Annotated in this window: 14 protein-coding genes; 3 read left to right on the forward strand and 11 right to left on the reverse strand. The window is 70.2% G+C overall.

What is annotated here, in order from left to right; all coding sequences use genetic code 11:
* Window positions 1–8 precede the first annotated feature (8 nt).
* Both HLB44_RS06520 and lysA read right to left on the reverse strand, forming a co-directional pair.
* On the reverse strand, window positions 9–1,865 hold the full coding sequence (locus tag HLB44_RS06520) for an ABC transporter ATP-binding protein (RefSeq protein WP_173121746.1): 1,857 nt from the start codon (window positions 1,863–1,865) through the stop codon (window positions 9–11).
* 66 nt (window positions 1,866–1,931) lie between these two features.
* A complete protein-coding gene (gene lysA, locus HLB44_RS06525) occupies window positions 1,932–3,200 on the reverse strand; it encodes a diaminopimelate decarboxylase (RefSeq protein ID WP_425500770.1) in 1,269 nt (422 codons plus the stop codon).
* Between the two features lie 60 nt (window positions 3,201–3,260).
* Between lysA and HLB44_RS06530 the strand changes: the two genes are divergently transcribed.
* The 3 genes from HLB44_RS06530 (at window position 3,261) to HLB44_RS06540 (ending at window position 5,296) form a co-directional block, all read left to right on the forward strand.
* Window positions 3,261–4,187 carry a LysR family transcriptional regulator gene (locus tag HLB44_RS06530; RefSeq protein ID WP_173121747.1) on the forward strand — a complete coding sequence of 309 codons (927 nt, stop codon included), beginning with the start codon at window positions 3,261–3,263 and terminating at the stop codon, window positions 4,185–4,187.
* 128 nt (window positions 4,188–4,315) lie between these two features.
* On the forward strand, window positions 4,316–4,489 hold the full coding sequence (locus HLB44_RS06535) for a PEP-CTERM sorting domain-containing protein (protein ID WP_173121748.1): 174 nt from the start codon (window positions 4,316–4,318) through the stop codon (window positions 4,487–4,489).
* 9 nt (window positions 4,490–4,498) lie between these two features.
* Entirely contained in the window at window positions 4,499–5,296 is a 798-nt protein-coding gene (locus HLB44_RS06540; RefSeq protein ID WP_173121749.1) for a sterol desaturase family protein, read from the forward strand.
* Window positions 5,297–5,300: 4 nt separating this feature from the next.
* Here HLB44_RS06540 and HLB44_RS06545 read toward each other — a convergent pair whose 3' ends face one another.
* From HLB44_RS06545 to HLB44_RS06585, 9 genes are all read right to left on the reverse strand, one after another.
* The gene (locus HLB44_RS06545; protein WP_173121750.1) at window positions 5,301–6,575 is read right to left on the reverse strand and encodes a Zn-dependent hydrolase; all 1,275 of its coding nucleotides are present in this window, start codon (window positions 6,573–6,575) and stop codon (window positions 5,301–5,303) included.
* Between the two features lie 10 nt (window positions 6,576–6,585).
* Window positions 6,586–8,028 (reverse strand): dihydropyrimidinase, encoded by a 1,443-nt coding sequence (hydA, locus tag HLB44_RS06550; protein ID WP_173121751.1) that lies wholly within the window; start codon window positions 8,026–8,028, stop codon window positions 6,586–6,588.
* Between the two features lie 55 nt (window positions 8,029–8,083).
* Window positions 8,084–9,397, reverse strand: coding sequence for an NAD-dependent dihydropyrimidine dehydrogenase subunit PreA (gene preA / locus HLB44_RS06555; RefSeq protein ID WP_173121752.1), 1,314 nt, complete (start codon window positions 9,395–9,397; stop codon window positions 8,084–8,086).
* A 15-nt stretch (window positions 9,398–9,412) separates the two neighbouring features.
* Complete coding sequence (locus tag HLB44_RS06560) at window positions 9,413–10,804, reverse strand: NAD(P)-dependent oxidoreductase (protein ID WP_425500771.1); 1,392 nt, start codon at window positions 10,802–10,804, stop codon at window positions 9,413–9,415.
* A gap of 191 nt (window positions 10,805–10,995) precedes the next feature.
* Window positions 10,996–12,021: a GlxA family transcriptional regulator gene (locus tag HLB44_RS06565; protein ID WP_173121754.1), complete on the reverse strand. Its 1,026-nt coding sequence runs from the start codon at window positions 12,019–12,021 to the stop codon at window positions 10,996–10,998.
* Complete coding sequence (locus tag HLB44_RS06570) at window positions 12,000–12,611, reverse strand: DJ-1/PfpI family protein (protein ID WP_173121755.1); 612 nt, start codon at window positions 12,609–12,611, stop codon at window positions 12,000–12,002. The genes HLB44_RS06565 and HLB44_RS06570 overlap by 22 nt, the downstream gene beginning before the upstream one ends.
* A complete protein-coding gene (locus HLB44_RS06575) occupies window positions 12,608–13,174 on the reverse strand; it encodes an isochorismatase family protein (protein ID WP_173121756.1) in 567 nt (188 codons plus the stop codon). Before HLB44_RS06575 ends, HLB44_RS06570 begins: the two co-directional genes overlap by 4 nt.
* Window positions 13,175–13,280: 106 nt before the next feature.
* Entirely contained in the window at window positions 13,281–14,372 is a 1,092-nt protein-coding gene (locus HLB44_RS06580; RefSeq protein WP_173121757.1) for a M14 family metallopeptidase, read from the reverse strand.
* Window positions 14,369–15,562, reverse strand: coding sequence for a M20 aminoacylase family protein (locus HLB44_RS06585; protein WP_173121758.1), 1,194 nt, complete (start codon window positions 15,560–15,562; stop codon window positions 14,369–14,371). The genes HLB44_RS06580 and HLB44_RS06585 overlap by 4 nt, the downstream gene beginning before the upstream one ends.
* Window positions 15,563–15,659: the final 97 nt, after the last annotated feature.

The raw sequence follows: 15,659 nt of genomic DNA on the forward strand, positions 1-15,659 counted from the left end.
CGGCAGGCTCAGGCCGCCTGCGCTTCGTCGTCCTCGTCCAGTGCGTCGGCCAGGAAGCCGCCGCTCTGGTGCGACCACAGGCGCGCATACAGCCCGCCCTTGGCCAGCAGGCTGCGGTGGTCGCCTTCCTCGACGATGCGGCCGCGGTCCATCACGATCAGCCGGTCCATCGCGGCGATCGTCGACAACCGGTGCGCGATCGCCACCACCGTCTTGCCTTCCATCAGCCGGTAGAGGCTGGCCTGGATGGCCGCCTCCACCTCGCTGTCGAGCGCGCTGGTGGCTTCGTCCAGCAGCAGGATCGGGGCGTCCTTCAGCATCACGCGGGCGATCGCGATGCGCTGGCGCTGCCCGCCGGACAACTTGACCCCACGCTCGCCCACATGCGCGTCGTAGCCGCGCCGCCCGGCCGGATCGGTCAGGGCCTCGATGAACTCATGCGCCTCGGCACGCCGCGCCGCCGCGATCATCTGCACATCACCGGCCGCCGGCCGGCCGTACAGGATGTTGTCGCGCACCGAACGGTGCAGCAGCGAGGTGTCCTGCGTCACCATGCCGACCTGCGCGCGCAGGCTGTCCTGCGTGACGCGCGCGACGTCCTGCCCGTCGATCGTCAGGCGGCCGGAGTCGATGTCGTAGAAGCGCAGCAGCAGGTTGACGATCGTGCTCTTGCCGGCACCCGAGCGGCCGACCAGGCCGATCTTCTCACCCGGCCGGATGCGCAGGCTGAAGTGCTCGATCACGCGCTTGTCGCCGCCGTACGAGAAGTTGACGTCGTCGAAGCGCAGCTCGCCGTGCGTGACCTGCAGCGGCTTCGCGTCGGGCGCATCGACGATCGCGTGCGGGCGCGACAGCGTCGTGATGCCGTCCTGCACCGTGCCGATGTCCTCGAACAGCGTGGCCATCTCCCACATGATCCAGTGCGAGATGCCGTTCAGCCGCAGCGCCATCGCCGTCGCCGCGGCCACGGCGCCGAGTCCGACCTGACCCTGGATCCACAGTGCCAGTGCGGCGCCCGCGGTACCGGCGATCAACATCATGCTCAGGGCGTGGATGACAATCTCGAAGCCGGTGACCAGGCGCATCTGCTGGTGCACCGTGCCGAGGAATTCCTGCATCGCCCCGCGCGCATGGCCGGCCTCGCGCTGCGCGTGGGCGAACAGCTTGACGGTGGCGATGTTGGTGTAGGCATCGGTGATGCGGCCGGTCATCAGCGAGCGCGCATCGGCTTGGGATTTGGCAACGCGCGCGAGCCGCGGCACGAACCAGCGCAGCGTCACCAGGTACAGCGCCAGCCAGCCGAGCAGCGGCGCCAGCATCCATGCGTTGAAGCTGCCGACCACCGCCACCAGCGTGACGAAGTAGATGATGATGAAGACCAGGATGTCGCACACCGTCATCCAGGTGTCGCGCACCGCCAGCGCGGTCTGCATCACCTTCGCGGCGACGCGGCCGGCGAACTCGTCCTGGTAGAAGCTCATGCTCTGGCCGAGCATCAGCCGGTGGAAGTTCCAGCGCAGCCGCATCGGAAAGTTGCCGGCCAGCGCCTGCTGCTTGAACATCGACTGCAGCGCGACCAGGCCCAGGCTGCCGGCCAGCACGGCCGCCAGCAGCAGCAGCCGCCCGCGCTCGTCCTGCCACAGTCGCTGTGGCGGCACCACGCTCAACCAGTCGACGATGTTGCCGAGCATGCTGAACAGCAGCGCCTCGAACACGCCGATGATCGCCGTGAACAGCGTCATCGCGCCGATGTAGCGCCGCAGGCCGTGCGTGCAGGCCCACAGGAAGGGGAAGAAGCCCTTCGGCGGCGTGGGCGGTGTCGTCTCCGGGTACGGATCGACGAAACGTTCGAACAGGCTGAACATGAGGCGGGCGAGGGTAGCCCAGGCCCGCCGGCGCCGGTTGTGACCGGCAACACAAACCCTGCTGCGCTAAGACTGCGTTTGTTGCAGCGCTTCCAGCGCCAGCAGCTCGCCGATCGACTGCCGGCGGCGGATCAGCCGCGCCGCGTCACCGTCGACGAGCACTTCGGCGGTCAGCGGCCGCGAGTTGTAGTTGCTCGACATCGACGCGCCGTACGCCCCGGCGTCATGGAACACCAGCAGGTCGCCGACCCGCGCCTCGGGCAGCTCGCGCGACAGCACGACGCCACCTTCGCCCTGCGTGAACACGTCGCCCGACTCGCACAGCGGGCCGGCGACGACGGTGGGGCGCGGCGCGCGCGGCGATGCGTCGGCGGCGAGCAGCTCGATGCCGTGGTGGCTGCCGTACAGCGCCGGCCGCGCGAGGTCGTTGAAGCCGGCATCGACCAGCGCGAAGAAGCGCGAGCCCATGGACTTGGTGGCGCGCACCTCGGCGAGCAGCACGCCGGCCTCGGCCACCAGGAAGCGGCCCGGCTCGATCTCCAGCTGCAGCGGGCGGCCCTGGGCCTGCGCGATCCGTCGGCGCGCGGCATCCCACAGCGCGTGGTAGTGCGCGGTGTCGATGCGCGGCTCGCCGGCACGGTAGGGGATCGACAGTCCGCCGCCCGCCGAGATCGCCTCGATCGGCTGGCCGATGCGCGCCACCATCTCGACCATCGCATCGCAGACCTGCTGCAGGTGGTGGTAGTCGACGCCCGAGCCGATGTGCATGTGCAGGCCGATCAGCTGCAACCGGTGCTTGCGCAGCGCGTCGAGCGCCGCGGGCAGGTCAGCGTGCCAGATGCCGTGCTTGCTGTGCTCGCCGCCGGTGTTGGTCTTGTTGCTGTGGCCGTGGCCGAAGCCGGGGTTGATGCGCAGCCAGACGCGGTGACCCGGTGATGCCGTGCCGAGCTGGTGCAGCATGTCGATCGAGCCGGCGTTGACGGGGATGCCCTCGGCCACCACCTTGGCCAGCGTAGCGCGGTCGAGCACGTCGGCAGTGAAGACGATCTCGCTCCTGCCTTCGCGGCTCGGGCGGTAGCCGGCGGCGAGCGCGCGCTCGATCTCGCCCAGCGAGACCGCGTCGACCACGACGCCGGCCTCGCGCATCAGCCGCAGCAGGTGCAGGTTCGAGTTCGCCTTCTGCGCATAGCGGATGGTGTCGAAGGCGCGCAGCTCGGCGATGCGCGCGCGGATCGTCGCGGCGTCGTAGACCCACAGCGGGGTGCCATGGGTGGCGGCGAGCTGGCGCAGCAAGGTGGGATCGAACGGGTTCATCGCTGCGGACGATACCCACATGTATCCATTCAATCCAATAGCGTATCGTTCGTCGTCGATACACATCGGATATGGATAGGAATGAAGCTGACGCACCGCCACGTCGAGGTCTTTCGCGCGCTGATGCTGTCGGGCAGCGTGACCCGTGCGGCCGAGCTGCTGCACACCTCGCAGCCGACCGTCAGTCGCGAGCTGGCGCGGCTCGAGCAGGTTCTGCAGATGAACCTGTTCGACCGCGTGCGTGGCCGCCTGCGGCCGACCGTGCGCGCGCTGGCGCTGCGCGACGAGGTCGATCGTTCGTACGTCGGCCTCGAACGCATCGCGGCGGCAGCAGCTGCGCTGCGGCAGTTCAGCGCCGGGCGCCTGGAGATCGCCTGCCTGCCGGCGCTGGCGCATGCGCTGCTGCCCGAGGCGACACGCCGCTTCCTCGCCGGTCACCCCCAGGCCAGCGTCGTCATCACGCCGCTCGAATCGCCGCTGCTCGAGACCCGGCTGACCGAACAACGCCACGACCTCGGGCTGACCGAGCGCCGCGAAGCACCGCCGGGCACGAGCCTGCTGCCGCTGCTGCAGGTCGACGAGGTCGCCGTGCTGCCGGCCGGTCATCCGCTGCTCGCGCGGCGCACCTTGCGGCCGCAGGACTTTGCCGGACAGCCCTTCATCCATCTGGCCGCCGACGACCCCTATCGGCAGCAGCTCGACAGCTTGTTCGAACAGCACGGGGTGCAGCGCATCGGCGCGCTGGAGGCCGGCAGCGCGGTGGCCGTCTGCGCGCTGGTGCGCCAGGGTCTCGGGCTGGCGATCGTCAATCCGCTCACCGCGCTCGAGCTGGCCGGCCCGGCGCTGCACATCCGGCCCTTGGCGATGCGCGTGCCCTTCCATGTCGGCCTGGTCAGCCCGGAGCTGCGCCCGCCGAGCCCGCTGCGCGAGGCGTTCGTGGCGGCGTTGCGTGACGCGGCGCTGGCGGTGCGCAAGCGGCTGAAGGCGGCTGCAGTGCAAGCGGGTTGAATGCGCTGGCCCGTCAATAATGCACGGCCACCAGGGGGTCAGCCGTCCGACCCGTGGACCGGGGGTTGACCCCTGATCCGTGACTTCCTAGGCTTGCGCACCAACCGTTACAGCTCCGGGAGCACTCCATGACTCGTCTGACTTCACCCCTCCTGCGCCTGTCGGCCGCGCTCGCCGCTCTGCTGCCCGTCGCCGCGTCCGCCGGCACGCCGGTCCCGGTTCCCGAGCCGGAGACCTGGGCGCTGTTCGCCATCGCCGCGGTGGCCGCGGCGGTGATCACGATCCGCAACAAGCGGAAGTAATCCACCTCGATGGCCGAGGCCCTGCTCGGCCTCGCCGGGCCGCTGTACCTCGCGGCGCTGATCGGCGGCTTCGCCGCGATGGCGCTGTGGGAAACGGTGCGGCCCCTGCGGCCGGCCAGCGTGCCGCTGGCGCCGCGCTGGATCAACAACCTCGGCCTGCTGTTCATCAACCAGGCGGTGATGCGCCTGGCCTTGCCGCTGGCCGGGCTGTCGGTGGCCTTGCTCGCCGCGTCGCGCGGCTGGGGTCTGCTGCCGCTGCTCGAGGTGCCTGCCGTGCTGGCGGTGCCGCTGGCGGTGGTCATGCTCGACGGGGTGCGCTGGGCGGCCCATCGCGCGATGCACTGGCCCGGGCTGTGGCGGCTGCATCGCGTGCACCACAGCGACCTCGACTTCGACTGCACGATCGAGCTGCGCTTCCATCCCGGCGAAGCGCTGCTGGCGCAGGCGCTGCTGTCGCTGGCGATCGTTGCGCTGGGCGCGCCGCCGCTGGCGGTGCTGCTGTCGGACCTGCTGACGCTGGTCTGCGGTTACTTCACGCACGCCAACGTGCAACTGCCGCCGCGCTTGGAGCGCGTGCTGCGCAGCGTGTTGATCACGCCGGATCTGCACCGCGTGCACCACTCGGCGCGCGTCGACGAATCGATGTCGAACTACGGCGTGCTGTTGTCGGTCTGGGACCGCTGGTTCGGCAGCTACCGCGCGCATCCCGCGGATGACCACCTCGGCATGCAGTTCGGCCTGGCCGAGCTGCGCGAGCCACGCCAGCTGACGCTGGCGCGGCTGCTCTGGCTGCCGTTCCGCCGCTGACCGTTCAGCCGCCGGCGACGCCGGCCCGCTCCAGCATCGCGTGCAGCAGCACGTTGCAGCCGGCGGTGATGTGCTCGGGCTTGGCGTCCTCGATCTCGTTGTGGCTGATGCCGTCCTTGCACGGAATGAAGATCATGCCGGCCGGCGCCAGCCGCGCCATGTAGACGGCATCGTGGCCGGCGCCCGAGACCGCGCGCATGTTGCTGTAGCCCAGCGCTTCGGCCGCGGAGGCCACCGCGTTGATGCAGTCCGGATGGAAGGGCTGCGCCGGATACGCCGAGACCGGCGTGATCTCGATCGGCAGCCCGCTCTCGGCCGACAGCTTCGCCGCGACGCCGCGGATGTCCGCATCCATCGCGTCGCAGATCGCATCGCTGGCATTGCGCAGGTCGATCGAGAACTTGACGCGGCCCGGGATCACGTTGCGGCTGTTCGGGAACACCTGCACCATGCCGACCGTGCCGCGGCCATGCGGCGGATGGCGGTGCGCGCAGGCGACGACCTCCTGCATCAGCTTCGTCGCCACCTGCAGCGCGTCCTTGCGCAGCGCCATCGGCGTCGGGCCGGCATGCGCTTCCATGCCGGTGACGACGCAGTCGTACCAGCGGATGCCGAGCACGCCGGTGACGACGCCGATCGTCTTGTCGTTGTCCTCGAGGATCGGGCCCTGCTCGATGTGGGTCTCGAAGTAGCAGCCGATCGGATGCTCGCCCGGCTCTTCCGGCCCGATGTAGCCGATGCGCTCGAGCTCGTCCTTGACGCTCTTGCCCTCCACGTCCTTTGCAGCATAGGCATGCTCGAGCGTGAAGGCCTTGGCGAACACGCCCGAGCCCATCATCACCGGCACGAAACGCGAGCCTTCCTCGTTGGTCCACCACGCCACCTCGATCGGCGCCTCGGTCTGGATGCCGTGGTCGTTCAGCGTGCGCACCACCTCCAGCCCGGCCAGCACGCCGTAGTTGCCGTCGAACTTGCCGCCGGTGGGCTGCGTGTCGATGTGGCTGCCGGTGACGATCGGCGGCAGGCTGTTGTTGCGGCCCGCACGGCGCAGGAAGCCGTTGCCGATCTTGTCGATCGTCACCGTCAGCCCGGCCTCGGTGGCCCAGCGGCTGACGAGATCGCGGCCCTGCTTGTCGAGGTCGGTCAGCGTCAGGCGGCAGACACCGCCTTTCGGTGTTGCGCCGATCTTCGCCAGCTCCATCAGCGAGTCCCACAGGCGCTCGCCGTTGACGCGCAGGTCGCGCAGCTGTTCGGGAAGGGGCTTGACCTTCATGTCCATGATCGGCTCCTCAGCGCTTGACGGGAATCGGCGCTTCGAGCGCGGCCTTGCGGGCCAGCGCATCGAACTGCGCGCCGAAGGCCGGCCGCTTGACGTACTTGCCGGCGCCGCGCTCGGCGCGCAGGTCGCCGTCGGCGTAGACCAGCTTGCCGGCGGCGACGGTGTGCGTCGCCACGCCCTGCACCGTGCGGCCCTCGAAGACGTTGAAGTCACCGAGCGAGCGCTGCGTCTTGGCCGAGAAGGTCTTCGTTGCCTGCGGGTCCCACAGCACGAGGTCGGCATCGGCGCCTTCGACGACGCAGCCCTTGCGCGGGTAGATGTTGAAGAGCTTCGCGGCATTTGCCGAGGTCAGCGCGACGAACTCGGTCGGCGTCAGCCGGCCGCCGTTGACGCCCTCGTGCCAGATCACCGACATGCGCTCCTCGACGCCGCCGCAGCCGTTCGGGATCTTGGTGAAGTCCTCGCGACCCGCAGCCTTTTGCTCGGCGCAGAAGGTGCAGTGGTCGGTGGCGGTCGTGTGCAGGTAGCCGGCCTGCAGCCCACGCCACAACATCTGCGAATGGCCTTTCGGCCGGAACGGCGGGCTCATCACGTGGCCGGCGGCGAACTCGAAGCGTGGATCGCGGTAGACGCTGTCGTCGAGCACCAGGTGGCCGGCGAGCACCTCGCCGTAGACGCGCTGGCCGCGGGCGCGGGCGCGGGCGATCGCGTCGGCGCTCTCGGCACTCGACACGTGCACGATGTAGATCGGCACGTTGATCACGTCGGCGATCGCGATCGCGCGCTGCGCGGCCTCGGCCTCCACGGCCGGCGGCCGGCTCAACGGGTGGCCCTCGGGCCCGGTGATGCCCTTGTTCTTCGTCTCGCCTTGCAGCAGGAACACCAGCTCGCCGTTCTCGGCATGCACCGTCGGCATCGCGCCCAGCTCGAGCGCGCGGCGGAAGCTGTTCACCAGCGTCTCGTCGTCGCACATGATGGCGTTCTTGTAGGCCATGAAGTGCTTGAAGCTGTTGACGCCTTCTTCCTGCACCAGCAGGCCCATGTCCGCGTGCACGCTCTGATCCCACCAGGTCACGGCGACGTGGAAGCTGTAGTCCGACGCCGCCTTCTCGGCCCAGCCGCGCCACTTGCGGAAGGCCGCCATCAGCGGCTCCTTCGGATCGGGGATCACGAAGTCGATGATCATCGTCGTGCCGCCGGCCAGGCCCGCTGCGGTGCCGCTGTAGAAGTCGTCGCGCGTCACGGTGCCCATGAAGGGCAGCTGCATGTGGGTGTGCGGGTCGATGCCGCCGGGCATCACGTAGCGCCCGCCGGCATCGAGCACTTCGGCGCCGGCCGGTGCGGTGATGGAAGGTGCGACTTGCGCGATGCGGCCGTCGGCGCACAGCACGTCGGCGCGGAATTCACGGTCGGCATTGATCACGGTGCCGCCACGGATCAGCAGGGGTTTCATCGGGGGCCTCCTGGAAAGCGGTTCGCAGCGAGGTTGCGCCGCGCGGTCGGTCGCGTCAAGCCGGCACCGGCTTGCGCATGGGATTGTTCGGATGCGTCGTCCAGTCGGCCGCGGTGGCACTGACGACCGCGCCCGTGCGTGCATCGACCTCGCCCGGCGCCAACGTGCGCAGCGTGATGCATTCGGGCACCGGACAGACGGTGACGCAGAGGTTGCAGCCGACGCATTCGTCTTCCTTGACTTCGAAGTGGCGCTGGCCATCGAGCGTCGCCGTGATCGCCTGGTGCGAGGTGTCCTCGCAGACGATGTGGCAACGGCCACATTGAATGCACTTGTCCTGGTCGATCACCGCCTTGCTGATCGCGTTCAGGTTCAGGTATTGCCAGTCGGTGACGGTGGGCACCGCGCGGCCGCGGAAGTCTTCGGTGGTTTTGAACCCCATGTCGTCCATGTAGTTCGACAAGCCGTCGCTCATCTCCTGCACGATCTTGAAGCCGTAGACCATCGCCGCGGTGCAGACCTGCACGTTGCCGGCGCCCAGCGCGATGAAGTCGAGCGCATCGCGCCAGCTGCCGATGCCGCCGATGCCGGAGATCGGCAGCCCGGCGGTGTCGGGCGAGCGGGCGATCTCGGCCACCATGTTCAGCGCGATCGGCTTGACGGCCGGGCCGCAATAGCCGCCGTGCGAGCCCTTGCCGCCGGTCGACGGGCTGATCGCCAGCGTCGCCGGGTCGACGCCCATGATCGAGTTGATGGTGTTGATCAGGCTCACCGCGTCGGCGCCGTTCTGCTTCGCGGCCAGCGCGGGCTTGCGGATGTCGGTGATGTTCGGCGTCAGCTTCACGATCACGGGCAGCTTGCTGTACTGCTTGCACCAGGCGGTGACCATGCCGATGTACTCGGGCACCTGGCCGACCGCCGAGCCCATGCCACGCTCGCTCATGCCGTGCGGGCAGCCGAAATTCAGCTCGACGCCGTCGCAGCCGGTGTCCTCGACCATCGGCAGGATGTCCTTCCAGGCCTGCTCGGTGCAGGGCACCATCAGCGAGACGACCAGCGCACGATCGGGCCAGGCGCGCTTGACCTCGCGGATCTCCTGCAGGTTCAGCTGCAGCGGCCGGTCGGTGATCAGCTCGATGTTGTTGAAGCCGAGCATCCGGCGGTCCGGCGTCAGCAGCGCGCCGTAGCGCGGGCCGTTGACGTTGACGATCGGCGGGCCTTCCTCGCCCAGCGTCTTCCAGACCACGCCGCCCCAGCCGGCCTCGAAGGCGCGGTGCACGTTGTAGGCCTTGTCGGTCGGCGGCGCCGACGCGAGCCAGAACGGGTTGGGGCTCTTGATGCCCGCGAAGTGGTTGGTGAGGTCAGCCATGGGGGACTCTCGACGTCAGATGTGCATGGATGGGGACAGGCTCGCATGAATGCTCCGGGCGGCACGCTTGCCGTCCTCGACCGCTTCGACCGTCAGGTCGCGGCCGCCCAGGCGGCAGTCGCCGCCGGCCCACAGGCCTTCGGCACCGGTTCGGCCGTCGGCATCGGCGACGATGCGGCCGGCTTGCAGCGTCAGCCCGGCGCCGTCGAGCGTGCGCGTGTCGAGCTTCTGGCCGACGGCCCGGAGCAGCATGTCGGCGCTGAAGAGCTCGTGCGTGCCGTCCGGCACCAGCTTGCCGTCCAGCAGGCGCTGACGCGCAAAGCGCACGGCCATCAGCCGGCCCGCGTCGCCGATCATCGCCTGCGGTGCCAGCCAGTGGTGGATCGTCACGCCGTTGGTCTGCGCCCAGTCCTGCTCGGCGGCCGACGCGCCCATCGTCTCGGGGCCGCGCCGGTACACCATGTGCACCTCCTCGGCGCCGAGCAGCTTCGATTGCACCGCGGCGTCGATGGCGGTCATGCCGCCGCCGATCACGACCACGCGGCGGCCGATCGGCAGCGCGGCCTTGTCCGGCGTCTGCAGCAGCTCGGCGATGAAGTCGACCGCATCGCGCACGCCGGCCAGGTCCTCGCCGGGCAGCCCGAGCGGCTCGGTGCGGGTCAGGCCGACCGCCAGGTAGACGGCGTCGAATTCACTGCGCAGCGCCTGCAGCTGCGCGGCGCTGTCGAGCCGCCAGTCGCAGCGCAGCGTGATGCCGCCGAGGCTCATCAGCCATTCCAGCTCACGCTGCGCGAAGCCGCCGGCGGTCTTGTACGACGCGAGGCCGTATTCGTTGAGGCCGCCGCCTTTCGGCCGCGCGTCGTGCAGCACCACCTCGTGGCCGAGCCGCGCGAGGCCGAAGGCGCAGGCCAGGCCGGCGGGGCCGGCGCCGACGATTCCGATGCGCTGTCCGGTCGGCGCGGCGCGCTTGAACAGCGCATCGACAGGCTTGTCCATCACCGCATCGACCGCGTAGCGCTGCAGCCGGCCGATCTCGACCGGCTTGCCTTGTTGGGTCGTGCGCACGCACACCTGCTCGCACAGCACCTCGGTGGGGCAGACGCGCGCGCAGGTGCCGCCGAGCGGGTTCGATTCGAGGATCGTCTTCGCGGCGCCGCGCAGGTTGTCCTCGGCGATGCGGCGGATGAAGCTCGGCACGTCGATGCCGGTGGGGCACGCGGTGGCGCAGGGCGCATCGTGGCAGTACAGGCAGCGCTCGGCTTCGACCAGCGCCTGTGTGCGCGTGAGAAGCGGCGCAGCGTCGCCGAAGTGCTGCGTGTATTGCGCGGCGCTCAGGCGACCGGCGCGGATGTCGGGCGCCGAGCCGTCGAGGCCGGTGGTGGGGGCGGGCGAAAGGGTCGAGGACACGCGCTCGGCTCCTGCTGGAGGCGCCGGGCGCGGGAGGTGGCCCGGGATCACCGCGAAGCTGACCGTTTGGTCAGGAATCCGGTCGATATTACGCAAAGCGCGTGCCACGTGACGACCCCGTACAAACCCCCGCCGTGGTGCGTCGCCGGTACGCCAACGGTGCGTCAAAGGACGCCGCGGCGGCGCGGCGCTCAGGACGTCGAGGCAGCGCGGCGCTGGCGGGCGCGCCGCCATTGGCGATCGGAGCGGAAACCGGCCATGTCGGCCGCCTGGCCGGTCTTTGCGCCACTGCGCAGGGCCTGCTGCGCGAGCGCGACGCGCACGTGCTCGACGTAGTCGCGCGGGGTCAACCCGGTGTGCTGGCGGAACAGCCGCGTCAGCTGCCGCGGCGTGACGTGCGCGATCGCCGACAGCGCCTCGGCCGACCATGGCTCGCCCGGCCGCTCGCAGACCGATTCCTGCACGCGGTGCAGCGCCGGGTGCAGGTGGTCGCGGAAGGCCAGCAGCGGCGAGCGCTGCGGGTCCTGCGTGCCGCGCCGGCCGTGCGCAACCATCACCTGCGCGACGTGGGCGGCCAGCGCATCGCCGCAGTGCTGCGCGATGCAGTGCAGCGCCAGGTCGATGCCGGCGGTGATGCCGGCACTGCTGAGCAGCGCGCCGTCCTCGACCCACAGCCGGTTCGCCAGCACCTGCGCCTGCGGCGCCAGCGCGACGAGGTCGTCGAGCAGCTCGTGGTGCGTGGTGCAACGCCGCGTGCCGAGCAGGCCGGCATCGGCGGCGAGCAGCGCGCCGACGCACACCGTCAGCAGCCGGTGCGGCGTGTCGGCCGCTTCCAGGTGCTGCGGCAGCACGCGGCCGAGCCAGTCGCGCGCGGCGAGCCAGGGGCGCTGGCGGCGCACGACCTGGGCCACTTCGCCGGGGCGGCCGAGCAGCACGACCCAGGTCGGCGCGGACAGGCGCTCGGGCAGCGGTTCGATGCCGGCCAGCGTCAAGCCGACGGAGGACTGCACCTGCGCTTCGGGCCCGGCGTAACGCAGCCGGAATGCCGCCGGCCGGCGTCGCCGCTGCAGCGCCTGGTTGGCGAGCCGGAAGGCCTCGGCCGGGCCGGCGAGGTCGAGCAGCAAGCTGTCCGGCAGCACGACGAACAGCACGTCGATCAGCGGCGCGTCGGTCGGCAGCGCCGCAGTCGCTTTCTTCAGTCCCGGTTCTCGGTCCATGCGAAGTCCATCTGCCGCGCCGTGCGTTCGGCCAGCGCACGGCCGGCGAGGCGCTCTACCAGGTGCAGGCTCATGTCGATGCCGGCGCTGATGCCGGCCGACGTGACGAATCGGCCAGCATCGACCCAGCGCAGGCCCTCGCGCACGTCGAGCCGCGGGTGGTCGCGCCGCAAGTCGGCCACGTCCTCCCAATGCGTCGTCACCGGCAGGCCGGCTGGCAATACGCAGGCGTCGGCGAGCAGGAAAGCGCCGGTGCAGACCGAGGCGACCAGCTCGGCTGACGCGGCCGTGCGTTCCAGCCAGCGCAGTGTCGCGGCCTCGCGCCGCTCGTCGTCGACGACGCCGCCCGGCACGATCAGCACATCCGGCGCCGGCGCCGCGTCGAGCGGATGATCGACGGCGGCCTGCAAGCCGGCGCGCGCCCGGCACAGGCCGGCCTTGCGCGCCACCGTGATCACGTCGAACAGCGGGGCGGCGTCGGGCGCCGCGCGCGCAGCCATCCGGTTGGCGGTCGTGAACACCTCGTACGGTCCGGCGAAGTCGAGCACCTCGACTTGCGGGAACAACAGGATCGCGACCCGCCGTGTCATGTGCCCGCCGCGGCGCGTTCGAGCGCCTGCTCGACCGTCACCAGCGTCGCGAAGCGCCCGGCCAGCACGGTCTCGGTGCGCTCGCGGATCTGCGCCGCGCTGAGGCGCTCGCCGGCCGGCGTGGTCATGTCGAAGGTCAGCGTCGCCTCGGTGATGTAGTCGACCTGCCAGCCCTCGTCGCTGGCGTGGCGGGTGGTCGTCTCGCAGCACTGCTCCGTGCGGATGCCGGCGACCATCAGCCGGCGGATGCCCTGCTGGTGCAGCCAGACCGCCAGGCCGGTGCCGACCAGCGCGCTGTGGCGATGCTTCTCGAACGTCACCGCCGCGTCGTACGGCGCCAGGCCGTCGATCGGGCGGATCAGGCCGCTTTCCGGCGCGAAGGCATTCGACGGCTCGCGCGGCCCGTCGGTGTGGAAGATGCGCACGACCGGGATGCCGCGTTCGGCGCAGCCGGCGAGCAGCGCATTGCAGCGCTCGAGGAACGCCGGCGCGTCGGCATCGGACCAGAACGGACGGGTGCGGAAGGATTGTTGGACGTCGATGAACAGCAAGGCGGTGGACATGCGAGGCTCCTGGTGGGAAGGCCTTGATCGTGACACCGCCGCAGCGTGCGCGCAGCGCCGCTGCGCGACAAGTCGCGGTCAAAAACGGACATCCTTCCGCCGGCTGTCAGGCGGCGGCGAGACCGCCCACTGCCTGCCGCGCCGCCTCGTCGGCCTGCTCGACGATGCGCTGCTTCCACTCGGGCGTGTCGGTGTAGAAGGCATCGCGCACGCGGCGCTTGATCGCCTCGTGCTGCGGCTCGCCGATCTCGGGATGGTTCTCGAGCCACTGGTCGGCGCGCAGCGCATCCAGCACCTCGGTGATCGAGACGGTTCCGTACTCCATCGCGATGCCGGTGTACTCGGCCTGCGGGCATTCCTCGTAGGCGGCCATCCACATCAGCCCCTGCAGCACCGCCGAGGCCGACGAGCCGTCGTAGATCGAGGTCACTTCCGGACCCCACCACGCGCGCGCACGGGCCAGCGCCGCTGCATCGTCCTGGCAGGCGAAGATGCGTTCGCCGTGGCCGCTCGGCCCCAGGCCGGTGTGGAAATCGATCCAGCCGAGCCGTGCGCAGCGCTTGGCGTGGTCGCGCAGCACATGGCGCAGCGTCTGCTGGCTCCAGGTTGGGTTGCGGCCGCCGTAGAACAGGCCCTCCGGGTGGTCGTACTGGCCGCCGGAGATCGCCGCCTGCCAGGCCTTCAGGCCGCGCTCGGCAAGGTAGCGCGCCACCTCGGCCTGCACCTGCTCGGTCGGCGGCCATTGCGAGGGCACCAACAGGTGCGCGATCTCGTCGTAGGCCTCGTTGCGCGGCAACGGCGCGTGGAAGTCGTGGAAGTTGCGGTTCAGGTCGACGTTCTCGTGCGTCGTGCGGCGCCACCACGAGAAACCGTACGGGTTCAGCCCGTGCACATACAGCAGCGCGACACCGCCGGCGTGCGCCGCGCGGCGCAGTTCGGCATCGCCGAGCAGCGCGATCTGCGCGCCCGAGCCGCAGAAGCCTTCGACGCCGTGGCAGGCGCTGCTCAGGATCAGCACGGCGCTCGCATCGGCCGGGCCATCGCGCACCACATCCATCGCCAGCACCTCGCCGTCGCGCCCGAGCATCGGATGCGGATGGCTGTGCACGTCGAGGCCCGCGCCATCGGCCGCCGCGAGGAACTTCGTGCGCGCCTCGGCGTAGCTCTGCGCGAAGAAGGTGTGGACGGGCGCGCTCATCGCGGCGTTTTCAACCAGGCTTCGGCAATCCGCACCCAGGCCGTCGCGCCGAGCGGGATCAGGTCGTCGTTGAAGTCGTAGCTCGGGTTGTGCAGCATGCAGGGGCCGAGGCCGTGGCCGCCGTGGCGGTGCGCGCCGTCGCCGTTGCCGATCATGAAGTAGCAGCCGGGGGTGTGCTGGAGGTAGTAGCTGAAGTCCTCGGCGCCCATCGTCGGCTCGAACTCGACGACGTTGTCCGCGCCGACGACCTCGCCGAGCACGCGGCGCGCGAACGCGGTCTCGGCCTCGTGGTTGATCGTCGGCGGGTAGTTGCGCACGAACTCGAACTCGCAGCTGCACTCGAAGGCTGCGGCCGTCGATTCGGCCACCGTCTTCATGCGCCGCTCGATCAGGTCGAGCACCTCGGTCGTGAAGGTGCGCACCGTGCCTTCGAGCACGCAGTTCTCGGGGATCACGTTGGTCGCTTCGCCGGTGTGCAGCATCGTCACCGAGATCACGCCGGTGTCGATCGGTCGCATGTTGCGCGAGACGATGGTCTGGAAGGCAGTAACCATTTGGCAGGCGGCCGGCACCGGGTCGATGCCGAGGTGCGGCATCGCACCGTGCGCGCCCTTGCCCTTGACCGTGATCTTGAATTCATTGCTCGACGCGTAGCACGGCCCGCTCTTCAGCGCGAACTGGCCGACGGCCAGGCCCGGCCAGTTGTGCGTGCCGAACACGGCTTCCATCGGGAAGCGCTCGAACAGGCCGTCCTTGATCATCTCGCGCGCGCCGCCGCCGCCTTCTTCGGCGGGCTGGAAGATCAGGTACACGGTGCCGTCGAAGTTGCGGTGCCTGGACAGGTGCTTGGCCGCTGCCAGCAGCATCGCGGTGTGGCCGTCGTGGCCGCAGGCGTGCATCTTGCCGGCGTGCTTGCTGGCATGCGGGAAGGTATTGCGCTCGGTGATCGGCAGCGCGTCGATGTCGGCGCGCAGGCCGAGCGCGCGCGGCGAATCGCCGTTCTGGATGATGCCGACGACGCCGGTGGTGCCGAGGCCGCGGTGCACCGGAATGCCCCAGCTTTCGAGCGCGTTGGCGATCAGGTCCGAGGTGCGCTGCTCCTCGAAACACAGCTCCGGGTGGGCGTGGATGTCGCGACGCAGCGTGGTGATGGCCGCGGCGTCGGCCAGGATGGATTCGATCAGGCGCATGACCGGGGGGCTCCTCGTGGGGGCAGGGGTCTGCCGTGTCGGCAGGAACGGGCCAGTTTACGCGCGCTCCCATGCACCTTCGGGGGCCAAGGGTGCT

Source organism: Pseudaquabacterium terrae, assembly GCF_013266755.1.
Taxonomy (GTDB): domain Bacteria; phylum Pseudomonadota; class Gammaproteobacteria; order Burkholderiales; family Burkholderiaceae_C; genus Pseudaquabacterium; species Pseudaquabacterium terrae.

Excerpts from the sequence above, each read along its gene's own strand:
- HLB44_RS06520 (WP_173121746.1), bottom strand. The coding sequence starts at position 1,865 with ATGTTCAGCCTGTTCGAACGTTTCGTCGATCCGTACCCGGAGACGACA.
- lysA (WP_425500770.1), bottom strand. The coding sequence starts at position 3,200 with ATGTGGGTATCGTCCGCAGCGATGAACCCGTTCGATCCCACCTTGCTG.
- HLB44_RS06530 (WP_173121747.1), top strand. The coding sequence starts at position 3,261 with ATGAAGCTGACGCACCGCCACGTCGAGGTCTTTCGCGCGCTGATGCTG.
- HLB44_RS06535 (WP_173121748.1), top strand. The coding sequence starts at position 4,316 with ATGACTCGTCTGACTTCACCCCTCCTGCGCCTGTCGGCCGCGCTCGCC.
- HLB44_RS06540 (WP_173121749.1), top strand. The coding sequence starts at position 4,499 with ATGGCCGAGGCCCTGCTCGGCCTCGCCGGGCCGCTGTACCTCGCGGCG.
- HLB44_RS06545 (WP_173121750.1), bottom strand. The coding sequence starts at position 6,575 with ATGGACATGAAGGTCAAGCCCCTTCCCGAACAGCTGCGCGACCTGCGC.
- hydA (WP_173121751.1), bottom strand. The coding sequence starts at position 8,028 with ATGAAACCCCTGCTGATCCGTGGCGGCACCGTGATCAATGCCGACCGT.
- preA (WP_173121752.1), bottom strand. The coding sequence starts at position 9,397 with ATGGCTGACCTCACCAACCACTTCGCGGGCATCAAGAGCCCCAACCCG.
- HLB44_RS06565 (WP_173121754.1), bottom strand. The coding sequence starts at position 12,021 with ATGGACCGAGAACCGGGACTGAAGAAAGCGACTGCGGCGCTGCCGACC.
- HLB44_RS06570 (WP_173121755.1), bottom strand. The coding sequence starts at position 12,611 with ATGACACGGCGGGTCGCGATCCTGTTGTTCCCGCAAGTCGAGGTGCTC.
- HLB44_RS06575 (WP_173121756.1), bottom strand. The coding sequence starts at position 13,174 with ATGTCCACCGCCTTGCTGTTCATCGACGTCCAACAATCCTTCCGCACC.
- HLB44_RS06580 (WP_173121757.1), bottom strand. The coding sequence starts at position 14,372 with ATGAGCGCGCCCGTCCACACCTTCTTCGCGCAGAGCTACGCCGAGGCG.
- HLB44_RS06585 (WP_173121758.1), bottom strand. The coding sequence starts at position 15,562 with ATGCGCCTGATCGAATCCATCCTGGCCGACGCCGCGGCCATCACCACG.